Source organism: Desulfatibacillum aliphaticivorans DSM 15576 (assembly GCF_000429905.1).
In the GTDB taxonomy this organism is placed as follows: Bacteria; Desulfobacterota; Desulfobacteria; order Desulfobacterales; family Desulfatibacillaceae; genus Desulfatibacillum; species Desulfatibacillum aliphaticivorans.
On sequence record NZ_AUCT01000025.1, the window covers coordinates 99131 to 111456 of the forward strand.

A 12326-nucleotide genomic window follows, 5' to 3' on the forward strand; every position below is an offset into this window, starting at 1 on the left:
GACGGCTGATTAAACGGACCGTGTTACAGTTTTAGGGAGCCGCTGTAGTCATAGGCCCCTAAAAAATCCTCTCGGCGTCCGGTAAAGAGTAAAAAAATACGCAAATTTATGGAAACTATTTGAAATTGGATCAACGGCTCGTTCTACGCTAAACAAGCGTTCGTCAAAGAAAATCCGCCTTCGATAAAACATATAATTTACTAAATATTTCAAGTGATAATAAGAAATCCCTCTGCGCACGCTTATAGATCCCTTGGTGTTTTAATGGAGCTGGATAATATGCGGCTCCAATCTTATCAATATATATATAGAAGATAAAATTTACAATAAAATTAGATTTATAGAATACTTTATATGGAATTATATCAGACTTTCCGAAAAGTATTGACATATACAACTTAATTGTGTTTTTTAATACTCAGAATTTGCCTTTGTAGCCAAAAGCAGATTTTCTCTTTCGAAGTAATTACTGGTTCAAATTTGTGTTTGCATGTCAGGACGCCCAAAATATGTTGTCGCGTCACAGCAGCCAGTTCACCGGTGATGCGTTTCGAAGTAATGCCTTATTACAACATATTTAATGTACACGATCCCGTGTAAAGGGGGGGCGTTCCCATGAAGTTTGGCCTTCGCACGAAGTTCTTAGCGCCTGCGCTAATCATTCTGACAATTCTCCTGACCCTTTTCGGCGCCGTCACCTACGTCAAAGTCAAAAGCGTTTTAAAATCTCAAGCCAAGGCGCAAATGCTGCTGCAGGTGGAGTCTTCGTCGCTGAACCTGGCCGCATGGGTTCACCGGGCTATGTTTGACGTTGAGTCTTGGGCTACGGAAAAGGTATTCAGGGAGGCTCTGCCAGACACTTTCATCGCTACGGCATTCAGAAAACAGGCCCAGGCGAATCTGGAGAGGATTACATCCAAGCACGCTTTTTACGACATTGTGGTCCTCACGGACGCCCAGGGGACGCCCATAACAGCTTCCGACGCAGAAAAAGCCAGACAAATTAAGGATTTATGCCAAGGCATATTGTCCGGAAACGATATAACTGAAGGAAGATTTTCCCCGGTGTTCAAGAGCAGCCTTACCAACTCGGCGGCTCTCATGCTCACGGTTCCCGTGGAGCAAAAGGGGTTGAAGGGATACATGTTCGCCCAATTGAATCTTGCCTATTTCCGGGAAAATTTCATGAGCAAGATGAAATTCGGGGAAAGCGGAAGAGCATTTTTGATGGAAAGCAAAGGCTTGATAGTCAGCCATCAATCCCATTCCAACAAGCTGCAGATGGATTTCGTCATAGACATCGCAAAATCCGACCTGGGAACGAAATATGCCGGCCAGGAACGCGGAGTCTATGAACATGTCCTTGGCGCCGACATGGACAATTCCTCCGGCCAAGATTATATAACAGCAATATGCCAGGTTGAAGGAACGGACTTGGCGACAGGCCTGAGCGCCAAAGCCAGCGAGATTTACGCCGGCGCCAATGAGGTTAGCGTCTGGGTGGCTGGCATAGGCTTTCTGCTATTGCTGGCAATCGGCTTTTCCATCTTGATCCTGGTGCAGGTCTTCATCATCACGCCCATTAATACGGTCAGCAAAGGCTTGCAGGACGTGGCTCAGGGCGAAGGGGATTTGACGAGAAGGCTGGACGTCTCCAGTCAGGACGAAGTGGGGGATTTGGCATCCTGGTTTAACAAATTCATGGACAAGCAGCAATCCATGATCCGGGAAATCATGGAATCCGCCCATTCCCTGGCCACCCTGACGGCCCAGATTTCCACCACCGCCTCCCAGTTCGCCTCCAGCGCCACGGAGATGGGAAGCTCGGTCAGTGAAATCAGCACAACCGGGGAGGAAGTTAAGGAGACCATGCGGGTTTCCAGCGAAAAGGCGGAAAGCGTGGCTCAATCCGCCGAAGATACGGAAAAGGTCTCCCAAAGCGGGCTTTCGGCCACCGCCTACAACCTGGACGGCATGGTCCGGATCAAGGATGAAATGCAGTACATCGCCGAAAGCATTGTCAAGCTGAGCGAACAAACTCAGAACATCGCCGAAATCATCGATGCAGTGAACGAACTGGCCAACCAGTCCAATCTCTTGTCCGTCAACGCCTCCATCGAGGCGGCCAAGGCAGGCGAGTTCGGCAAGGGCTTCGCCGTGGTCGCGCAGGAAGTCAAATCATTGGCCGACCAATCCAAACAAGCCACAGAGCAGGTCCGAAACATTCTGCAGGAAATCCAGAACGCCACCAGCGCGGCCGTCATGGCCACGGAAAGGGGCTCTAAAGCCGTGGACGAGGGCAGCCACCTATCGTCCGAAGCCGAGGAAGCGATCCGCAAACTGTCGTTAAGCACTACGGAATCCTCCAAGTCGTCCCGCCTTATAGCGGCGTCGGCCCAACAGCAACTGGCTGGAATGGAGCAGTTGTCTCAAGCGTTGGAAAGCATCAAGCTGGCCAGTGAGCAAAACGTGGACAGCGCCAAGCAACTGGAGGAATCCACCATCGCCCTAAACAGCTTGGGGAGCATGCTCACCGAGATGGCTGGTAAATTCAAGGTGTAACTCTAAAAACGCTTCCCATGCCCTATTGCCCCGCGCTTGCAGGCGGACCAAGCGTGGGGTGCGTGTCGCCTCTATGCCGGCGCACGGTTTGGTCCGCAGCCGGGCGAACAATATTAGTCAGACATTTTCAGCCGGAAGACCGGAATCTTTGGTCATTTTTCATGATCAAGGACTTTGGCGAAATGTATAGCAAGACGTGTCACAGCAAATGAAGTGGAGGAAATATGAAAAAATTGGGCGTATACCTTGCCGCGGTTATGACTTTGGCCCTTATTTTGGCGGGCTCATCCCCGGCTGCGGATTTTACCGGAAAAAAAATCCTTTTGGTGGACTCCTATCATGAAGGATATGAGTGGAGCGACGGTATTATCAGGGGGGCCAAAACCGCTCTGGATGGCAAAGGAATTGAGGTTAAAGTCTTTAGAATGGACACCAAACGACAATCGGGGGAGGAGTACAAAAAAAGCGTTTCATTGAAAGCCAAGGCTCTGATTGACTCCTTTAAGCCGGACGTGGTTATCGCGTCCGACGACAACGCCGCCAAATACCTGGTGGAGCCTTACTTGAAAAACACGGCGACTCCGGTGGTTTTCTGCGGCGTCAACTGGGATGCCTCGGTGTACGGCTTCCCGTGCAAAAACGTCACCGGCATGGTGGAAGTCACCCCGGTTCCCCAACTGCTGGAGCAGTTAAAGCCTTTCGCCAAGGGGGACAGGCTGGGTTTTATCGGGCCTGACACGCTCACATCCACCAAGGAGGCGGAAAACATTTCCAAAGCCTTTGGTTTGAGCCTGGAGAAATACTTTTCTAAAAGCGCCGAAGACTGGAAAATGGGATTTGCCGAACTGCAAGGCAAAGTGGATATTCTGCTCGTTGACTCCGACGGCGGACTGTACGCAGACCAGGCTGATGAGCTCATTGCCTTTGTGGAAGCCAACACCAAAATCCCCACGGGAACATCCTATGATTTCATGGCCCCTTACGCCCTTTTGGACTTCGCCAAGGTGTCTGAAGAACAAGGCCTGTGGGCGGCGGAAGCGGCTCTGAAAATCCTGGGGGGCGCCAGCCCGGATTCCATAGCCATTGCCCAAAACAAGGAGGGCAAGCTCATATTGAACGCCCGCATCGCTCAAAACCTGGGCCAGGAAATACCTTATACGCTCATTGAAGCCGCCAACCAGGTTATTCAATAAGCCTTTTTCATTCTGCGCCTCTCCTCGAAACATTCCTGGAGGGGCGCAGATCTCTTCCTTTAATAAACCATGCTGCAATAAAACTCGATCTCAGGAGCCGACATGGGAACGCCCAAATAAAAGCCCTGGCCCACGTCGCACCCGATCTTAACCAGGTAATCGAACTGCTGCTTGTTATCAAATCCTTCCGCGATAACCGTAAGCCCCAAATCGTGAGACATTTCCACGATTTTACTCAAGAGGTTTCTCTTACGCTCCGAGGCGAAGGTGTCGTCCCCTGTGTTAATCACAAAGGAGCGATCTATTTTCAGGCAATCTATGGGCAGGTCGTGAAGATAGCTCATGGAGGAGTAGCCTGTGCCAAAATCGTCGATGGCGGTTGTGGCGCCCAGGGATTTGACGCCGCTTAACATGTTGGCGATGGATTTGACATCCTTTACCAATATGCTTTCCGTCAATTCGATTTCCAGGTGGTGGGACTCCATGCCGCTTTTGTTGAGCGCACTGACTAGAACGTCCAGAAACCCCTCGTCTGCAAACTGCACAGACGAAACATTGACGGACACCTTGAAAGACCCGTATCCGGCTTTGGCCCATCGTGCGTTCTGGGCGCAGGCCTCGTGGACCACCCATTCGCCTATGGGGATGATCAATCCGGTTTCCTCGGCCAGGGGAATAAATTTTAACGGAGGAATGCGGCCCAATTCCGGGTGATTCCAGCGAATCAAAGCCTCAAACCCGATCAGCCTTTTGGTCGCCAGTTCGTACTGGGGTTGGTAGAAAAGCTCAAATTCCTTATTTTCTATGGCCTTTCTCAGGTCATTTTCAATCTCCAAGCGCTCCAGGACAGCCATCTTCATTTGAGGCTCGAACTCCGCCAGACGATTGCCGCCCCGGATTTTGGCATAATACATGGCCGTGTCTGCATGGCGGATGAGTTTGCCCGCGTCCTGGGCGTCTTCCGGAAAAAAACTGATTCCAATACTGGCGTTAAGATACAACTCGTGGTCTTGAATCCGATAGGGCTCCCGGAATATCTGCAGAATGCGCCGCCCCATGCCGAGGGCGTCTTCCTTGGAGTCCAGGCGGCTTGCCGCCAAAACAAACTCATCCCCTCCCATGCGGGCCAGAATGTCCGAATCCCGGACTATCCGAAGCAAACGGCTGACCACCTCCTTCAATAATTGATCGCCCACCACATGCCCCAGGGAGTCGTTGACCTGCTTGAATCGATCCAAATCAATATACAAAAGAGCCAGCATTTCTTCGTAGCGTTTGGCGGCGTTCAGGCTTCTTTCCAGCCATTCCCGCAAAGCGCCCCGATTGGCCAATCCGGTCAGGTCGTCATGGCGGGCCTGGTACACCAGGGTTTCGGTCAATTGCACTTTTTCAATGGCAACGGACGCCAAATCAGTGACCGCCTTAAGCAAAGCCAGGTCTTCTTCCGCAGGGTCAACGGATTCCTTGTAATAGAGGGAAATGACGCCAAGCAACTGCCCTTTGCCGGACAATATGGGGGCGGCATAACAGGCATGTAATCCGTGTTCTTGCGCCAAACTCTGGAAATTATCCCAAAGCGGATTGGAACTGGCGTCGTTAACCAGGATGGTCTCCCCCAAGTATGCGGCGGCGGCCAGGCCGGATTCCGGGCAGATTCTCTGCCTGCCCACGGCCCTGATGAAGCCGGCGGGAAGCCGTGAGTACACCGCGGAAACCAGTTTGCCGTCCTTGGCCAGACTGATCATGGTGGAGGCCTGGGGCCTTTGCCTTTCCACCACTCTGACAACCTCGTTCAGCACGTCCATAATAGGCAGATTTTTGATGATCATGGTCAGGACGCTGTTCTTATCCATCTCAAAAAACTCGTTCAACCTTTGGTCCGTGACGTCCAGGGCCGTGCCAAGGATGGTTTTGACCCCGGTGATATTGTTCCGGACAATGGAAACCTGCTGTTGAATAAAACGGACGCTCCCGTCAAAACGCATGATGCGGTGCACCAGTCTGAATGGAAAATGCCGCGTGACCGCCTGATTGAGCAGATTGGAAAATTCTTCGCGATCCTCAGGATGAAACACGTCCAGAAAATGGTCCCGGGACACCCTTTCGTCGCCGTAGCGTATGCCGAACACCTGATGGGAGTTCTTGGATAAAATAAAGGTTTTGCTCTCAGGAACATATTCCCAGGTTCCCATGTGGGCGGCCTTTTGAGCGTGATAAATTTTTTCTTCGCTGTCCCTCAGCTTTGCCAAGAGTTGGTTGGTATCCAAGGCGTAGCGCAGACGATTTTGCATGACTTGCCAGTTGATGGGAAAAGTCTCAACATCGGAGAACCCCGCGTCGTAGCCCACCTTGATCTTAAACGTTTCATGGGGGTCTGCAACCAGGATGGCAGGCAGCTTTTCTTTGGAATAGTCCTCCCGCAATGATTTGCAAAAGGCGCTTGAACTCGTGTTATTGAGAGCGGTCCGCACCAGGCAGATGCCTGGCTCTCCTTTTTTTATGAAAGCCAGCGCCTCTTCCGGGTCCGTAAAGCCGTGAATCCGGAACAAAGACTCGGGCAGGTATTTTCTGGCCTCCTCTGCAAGGGATTCGTCTTTATCCAAAACAACAAGTATAATCTTTTTAGGGGCGTTCATTGCGTCCACCTTGGAAACAGATGCACCGGCAAAACCGGACGCTTTGTTAAACAAAAGTCATATTTTTTCCAAGGCCGATATGTAGCGAGATGCGTAAAAGAAAAAGCACATGGATTGGACTTAAAAATCTAAGAAAATCCTTCGTTTTCACTCAGAAAAAATGCTGGACCGACTCAGGGCGCCAAGAGTCTTGAACAAGGAAGGCGCCTCCACCCTTAAGCCGACCAATCTTTTAAACACATCCTGGGAACCAAATTAATAATGGTTGCTATGATATACCAAGAAGATCTTTATGGCAATAATTTTATCTTTGTTAATATATTGTGTCATAACAAAAAAATAGTATTTAAGAAGACAAAAGGCGGACAAGAGGGATTAAAAAAAGCCCTGATCCGAGGTTGCGGATTCAGGGCTTTTTGGATGCCTATTTGCAATCGGCTCAGGAATAATAAGGGGAGCCGAAAAACTTGCTATGCTATTTTATTTGGAGCCTTTGAGGGAGTTGATCTCTTTTTTCAGGTCCTCAATTTCTTTTTTGTAGCGATCCACGTCGCTGGCGCCGTCGCCGAAATCAAAGTCCTCTTCTCCCTGCCATTTATCTTTCAGTTCGTCAAAGCCCAGGTAAATAGCTAAGGCGCCGCCCAGAAACAGGGTTACGGGCACCACACCGGCCAGGATGCCAAAAAACTGTTCCGACCAGATGGCCATGCCCAACAGACCCAGTACAGCCGCGACTGCTCCGCCAACTAACGTTTTCATTAAAAGTCCTCCTTGTAGTTATGTTCTTAAACGTTCCGGCACGTTAAGGAAAGCCATTCGCCGGCAAAATTCTAGTTTCAGCCGTCTTCAAATGAAGGCAGACGGATACCACGTACTACCTGCGAAAGCAAGCCTATTTTATTTTTTTCGGTCCATTAAGGAGACGACCTTTGCCTGGCCGCCCTTTTTTTCGCCCGATTTTTTACCGTCCGTAGACGAATCTTCCTTGGAGGATTCAGCCCCAGTCCCTTGAGGAATAAGCCCCCGGGGCGGCCCCACCTTTTCCAGGCGCATCTCATTGCCGCCCATGGTGAAGACCTCTCCGTTGATATATTCGTCGCGCAGAATCCAGGAAAATTCGTGGGACGGCGTCATTAATGCCATCATATGCACATGGCGCCACCCGGGTTTGCGGTCCGCCTCGATGTCTTCTATTCTTGCGTAAAAGGCGGGGTTCCCTTCGTAATGAACCAAAACCAAATCGCCTATGGATGTCGCCATGAACCTTTTCCTTATTCCATTCCTAATATACTCCTGACAAATAATAAATACGGACCTCAATGTCAAGAAAAGGGTCGGCTTTTACTCAAAAATCGGTCTTCTCTTTATCCTTTTGCCGGCTTATGGTATGTGAGGACATAATGCGTTGTAATGATTGTTAGTATTTACCCATATATACAGGTGCGGCATGAAACAAACTGTGGCTTTTCAAGCACACGCAAAAAACGTGTTTTTTCACATTTTAACCCAATGCAATCTTTCCTGCAGGCATTGCTACATCAACCCCGAGCAGCACGGCAGGCAGACCCTTGATATTAAAACCATTTGCAAGTGGCTGGATGCATTTTCCGCTCAGGGGGCGGACTCCAACGTGATCTTTTTGGGCGGGGAGCCCACCATGCACCCGGATCTTGATCAGGCCATCCGCCACGCCCGCAGCACTGGATACAAATCCATAACAGTGGATACAAACGGATATTGCTTCCACGATATTCTGGACAAGACCAGCCCCGGCGAAGTGGACGTGTTTTCGTTCAGCCTGGACGGTCCCACCCCGGAGGTGAACGACCCCATTCGAGGAAAAGGCTCCTTCAAAATATGCACGAAAAACCTGCAAAAGGCTGTTAAAAAAGGATTTGGCATCAGTCTGATATACACGGTCAGCACGGGAAACCTGAAATTTCTGGACCAGATGCCCGAACTTCTGGCAAAATGGGGTGTACAACGATTTTTTATCCAAGTTATCGGGTTGCGGGGAAACGCAGCGTCAAACGCCTCAGACCTGAACCAGCTCACCCGCTCCCAGTGGGACAGTGTGGTTCCCGTCACGGCCGAAAAAGCGGCCCTGCTGGGAATCGAGACCACCTATCCCAAGGTATTTCTGGAGTCGGGCGAGAAATTCGAGTGCGCGGGCAAGGTGGCGGAGAATTATTTCATCTTTCCCAACGGCAGGGTGTACCGGTGCCCTTTGTGCGAGGACTACCCCATTCACTCGCTCATGTTTGAGGATGACAGGCTAAAACCGGTTTCCGGATTGCATGAGGACCGATTTTTCGACCTGAACATCCCCGAGGGCTGCGTGATGAACAAGCTCATTCAGCCTGGAAACGTGGAATACGGTCCGGACGGCGATCCATTGTATCAGGTGGCCTGTTGTCTTCTCAAAGAAAGGGTCAGCCCTCCCGATCAATCCTGATTGAGCGCGTTTTTATGCGCTGGACGGAGGACAATGCCATGACGCAAATCTTGCGGGAACACGCTATGGAAATATTCCGGGCTGGCCTGGCGGCGGCCGACCCGGAGCAGGCCGTGCTCAAAGCCCTGCATCTAAGTCAAAGCGGCGTTTTGTCGGTTGGAGATCGGAAAATCAGCCTGGCCGGCTATGACAGGGTGTTCGTTGTTGGAGCGGGCAAAGCCGCCTGTCCCATGGCCCGAGCCCTGGAAAAGACCCTGCCCCATATCACGGAAGGCCAGATCGTCACTAAATACGGGCATGTCATGCCCTTGGATTTCGTCAAAATCGTCGAAGGCGGGCATCCTGTACCTGACGCCAACGGGATGCTGGGCGCCCGGGCGATCATCGGCCTGCTGGAAGGCCTTACGGAAAGGGACCTGGTTTTTTGCGTGATTTCGGGCGGAGGCTCGGCCCTGCTGCCTTTGCCGGCCAAAGGCCTGACGCTGGCTCAAAAACAGGAAGCCACCTCGGCTCTGCTGGCTTGCGGCGCTCCCATCCAGGAAATGAACGCCATCAGAAAGCACCTTTCCGCGGTCAAAGGCGGGCAACTGGTGCGGATCGCCCATCCTGCAACCATGATCTCCCTGGTGCTGTCCGATGTGATCGGAGACGATCTGGACATCATCGCCTCGGGCCCTACCACGCCCGACCCGGACACCTTCCAACGGTGCCTGGAGATTATCGACCGTCACCAGATGTGTTTGAACTTTCCCGCTGAGGTCATGGGGCACCTTGAACGGGGAGCGGCCGGAGATCTGCCCGAAACGCCCAAGCCGGGAGATCCGATGTTCAACCACGCCCATACCCTGATCGTAGGATCTTCGCGTCAGTCTTTGCTTCAGGCGCGAGACAAAGCCAAGGGCTTGGGATACAATACCATGATTCTTTCCTCCTTAATTGACGGAGAAGCCCAGGACGTGGCCAAGGTGCACGCTGGCATCGCCAAGGAAATCCTGGCCACGGGCAATCCCTTGCAACGGCCCGCCTGCGTCCTTTCCGGCGGCGAAACCACCGTGACCATCAAGGGAAAAGGCAAAGGCGGACGCAACATGGAGTTCGCCCTGGCGGCGGCCATCGCCATACAGGGCGTGGAAGGCGCCCTGCTGTTTTCCGCAGGAACCGACGGCACGGACGGTCCCACGGACGCAGCCGGCGCCTACTGCGACGGCGGCACATGCTCCCGGGCGGAAGCCATGGGCCTGGACCCGCACGACTACTTGCTAAGAAACGACTCCTACAATTTTTTCAAAAAAACGGAGGAACTGGTCATTACCGGTCCCACCATGACCAATGTCATGGACCTGCGTCTCATACTGATATCCTGATCACTTATTGAATTTAGGGCTGTTTCTGAAAGGACTCCTTCATGCTCGACATCCTGCACTGCGCCCTTGGCCTGATCGCCATGCCCCTTATTGCTCTGGCTTTTTCCGAAAATCGCAAGAACATCCAACTCAAGACCGTCATATCGGCCATTGTCCTCCAGCTTATATTGGCCCTGGTCTTTTTGAAAATGCCGGGCGCGCAAAGCGTATTTCTGGCTTTGAACAAAGTTGTCGGAGCATTGGAAACCGCTGCCAGGGCGGGCACCACCTTTGTTTTCGGATACCTGGGCGGCGGCGAGTCCTTTCCCTTTGAGGTGACGAATCAAGGAGCATCCTATATTTTCGGCCTACGGGGGCTTTGGCTTATCCTGGTCATGAGCGCCCTATCCTCCCTGCTGTTTTATTGGAAAATTCTGCCTCTCATCGTCCGGGGCTTCGCCTGGCTCCTGCGCCGGTCTTTGGGTGTGGGCGGAGCCGAAGGTCTGGGGCTGGCCGCCAACGTATTCGTGGGCATGATCGAGGCGCCTTTATTCGTCAAGCCCTATCTCAGAGACATTTCCCGGGGCGAGTTGTTCGCCCTCATGACGGGCGGCATGGCCACCGTGGCAGGCACGGTGCTGGTGCTATACGCCAGCTTTTTAAAGCCCGTATTGCCCGATGCGTTAGGTCATCTGCTGGTGGCCTCCATCATCAGTGCGCCGGCGGCAATCGCCATAGCCCGCATTATGATTCCCAGCGACAGCGTTACGGAAGGCCAAATGAGCATCCCCAATCCCGCATCCAGTTCCATGGAAGCCATCACCAACGGCGGAACCGAAGGCATGAAGCTCTACCTGAATGTCATCGCCATGCTGGTAGTCTGCGTGGCCATGGTGGAGTTGGTGAATATCTGCCTTGGGTGGGTCCCAAACATCGGAGGCGAGGCCGTCACCCTTCAACGGATTTTGGGCATGATCATGGCGCCCATCGTCTGGCTCATAGGCATTCCCTGGTCCGAATGCGTGACCGCAGGCAGCCTCATGGGCGTCAAGACGGTCCTGAACGAGTTCCTGTCTTACCTGGCTCTAGCCGGAACTCCGGCGGAGCAATTGTCGCCCCGGTCCGTGTTGATCATGACCTACGCCATGTGCGGGTTCGCCAATTTGGGATCTTTGGGCATCATGATCGGCGGCCTGGGCATGATGGTGCCCGAGCGGAGAACGGAGATTGTGGGCCTGGGGTTCAAATCCATCATCGCCGGCACCCTGGCCACCCTCATGACCGGCGCCATCGCAGGGATTTTGTTCTCAGGATAAAGACAAAAGCAAAAAGCCTCCGGCGGCAAACTCTTTTTCCATACGCCGCAAAACGGCAAAAAAGTTTGATCAAAAACCTTCAAATTGCGCTGCGCGCGAGAATACGAAAATGGGCGTCCAATTTTTCTTGCAATAGCAATTACAACCCGACTTGTCACAATAACCTTCATGGATAGCCCAGGCAGCGCAGTTTGCTGCCAGGGTCCGAAGGACATGTTTTTATTTTAAATCACTTACATCTGATTGGAGAGGCGTCATGACTGCCGGGGATTCCTACAAAAGGACTCATAACGAAGTTCTATTCATGCCGATCTATATGGGCGCAACGCTGACAAAGGCATTCTATTAAATACATGTGCTCACGCACCCGGGCAGGATACTGCTCTGCCCGGGCTACCCAAACTCCTATGTTTGATGGGTCTTTCTCCATTTTTTTAATCCTGAAAAGGCAGCAAGGATAATGTGATGAAAATCAAGGTTGATTCTGAGTTTTTCGGTATTTGTAAGGAAATATTGTAAGCCTTCAGGGGGTAGTTAGCCCGGGTTACTGATCCATGCAAGGTCTGTGGGTTGGTTTTTCAGGAAGTCGGAGATAATTTGGACGAGTCTGGGATACACAGGAAGGCCGTGCATTCTTAAGGTATGTTTGAGGCTGAGGATGCGTTCCACCCAGCGGTCGCCTTTTTCGCTTTGGGTTCCCAGGCTCCGTTTGCGCCAGATCACCCCGTAACGCAAGGCCCTTTCCGCCCGGTTGTTGGTAGGGTCAACGCCCGGCTCGGACAGGCAAAGCCAAAGGCTTTCCATTTCCAGCATGAGTCTGC

General features: G+C 52.1%; 8 protein-coding genes and 1 pseudogene. 5 read left to right on the plus strand and 4 right to left on the minus strand.

Annotated elements, in window-relative coordinates; all coding sequences use genetic code 11:
- Positions 1-615: 615 nt before the first annotated feature.
- Positions 616-2562 carry a methyl-accepting chemotaxis protein gene (locus G491_RS34295; RefSeq protein ID WP_051327408.1) on the plus strand — a complete coding sequence of 649 codons (1947 nt, stop codon included), beginning with the start codon at positions 616-618 and terminating at the stop codon, positions 2560-2562.
- Between the two features lie 224 nt (positions 2563-2786).
- Complete coding sequence (locus G491_RS0120385; protein WP_012610082.1) at positions 2787-3755, plus strand: ABC transporter substrate-binding protein; 969 nt, start codon at positions 2787-2789, stop codon at positions 3753-3755.
- 59 nt (positions 3756-3814) lie between these two features.
- Here G491_RS0120385 and G491_RS0120390 read toward each other — a convergent pair whose 3' ends face one another.
- From G491_RS0120390 to G491_RS0120400, 3 genes are all read right to left on the minus strand, one after another.
- Positions 3815-6391 carry an EAL domain-containing protein gene (locus G491_RS0120390; RefSeq protein ID WP_028315885.1) on the minus strand — a complete coding sequence of 859 codons (2577 nt, stop codon included), beginning with the start codon at positions 6389-6391 and terminating at the stop codon, positions 3815-3817.
- A gap of 480 nt (positions 6392-6871) precedes the next feature.
- Positions 6872-7150 (minus strand): hypothetical protein, encoded by a 279-nt coding sequence (locus G491_RS0120395; RefSeq protein WP_012610084.1) that lies wholly within the window; start codon positions 7148-7150, stop codon positions 6872-6874.
- Positions 7151-7288: 138 nt separating this feature from the next.
- A complete protein-coding gene (locus tag G491_RS0120400; protein ID WP_028315886.1) occupies positions 7289-7651 on the minus strand; it encodes a hypothetical protein in 363 nt (120 codons plus the stop codon).
- A gap of 199 nt (positions 7652-7850) precedes the next feature.
- Here G491_RS0120400 and G491_RS0120405 point away from each other — a divergent pair, with 199 nt between their 5' ends.
- Genes G491_RS0120405 through G491_RS0120415 form a run of 3 tightly spaced genes read left to right on the plus strand, consistent with a single transcriptional unit; the run spans position 7851 to position 11505 of the window.
- Positions 7851-8846 (plus strand): radical SAM protein, encoded by a 996-nt coding sequence (locus G491_RS0120405; RefSeq protein ID WP_345917601.1) that lies wholly within the window; start codon positions 7851-7853, stop codon positions 8844-8846.
- Positions 8847-8884: 38 nt separating this feature from the next.
- Positions 8885-10210 carry a glycerate kinase type-2 family protein gene (locus tag G491_RS0120410; protein ID WP_028315888.1) on the plus strand — a complete coding sequence of 442 codons (1326 nt, stop codon included), beginning with the start codon at positions 8885-8887 and terminating at the stop codon, positions 10208-10210.
- Between the two features lie 41 nt (positions 10211-10251).
- Positions 10252-11505 carry a NupC/NupG family nucleoside CNT transporter gene (locus G491_RS0120415; RefSeq protein WP_028315889.1) on the plus strand — a complete coding sequence of 418 codons (1254 nt, stop codon included), beginning with the start codon at positions 10252-10254 and terminating at the stop codon, positions 11503-11505.
- Positions 11506-12158: 653 nt separating this feature from the next.
- On the opposite strand, the pseudogene G491_RS36380 reads toward G491_RS0120415, so the two are convergent.
- Positions 12159-12326 (minus strand): annotated as a pseudogene (locus G491_RS36380) (IS66 family transposase); the annotation flags it as partial.

Bases quoted from the DNA above. Each gene is read 5' to 3' on its own strand.
- G491_RS34295 (WP_051327408.1), top strand. From the start codon at position 616: ATGAAGTTTGGCCTTCGCACGAAGTTCTTAGCGCCTGCGCTAATCATT.
- G491_RS0120385 (WP_012610082.1), top strand. From the start codon at position 2,787: ATGAAAAAATTGGGCGTATACCTTGCCGCGGTTATGACTTTGGCCCTT.
- G491_RS0120390 (WP_028315885.1), bottom strand. From the start codon at position 6,391: ATGAACGCCCCTAAAAAGATTATACTTGTTGTTTTGGATAAAGACGAA.
- G491_RS0120395 (WP_012610084.1), bottom strand. From the start codon at position 7,150: ATGAAAACGTTAGTTGGCGGAGCAGTCGCGGCTGTACTGGGTCTGTTG.
- G491_RS0120400 (WP_028315886.1), bottom strand. From the start codon at position 7,651: ATGGCGACATCCATAGGCGATTTGGTTTTGGTTCATTACGAAGGGAAC.
- G491_RS0120410 (WP_028315888.1), top strand. From the start codon at position 8,885: ATGACGCAAATCTTGCGGGAACACGCTATGGAAATATTCCGGGCTGGC.
- G491_RS0120415 (WP_028315889.1), top strand. From the start codon at position 10,252: ATGCTCGACATCCTGCACTGCGCCCTTGGCCTGATCGCCATGCCCCTT.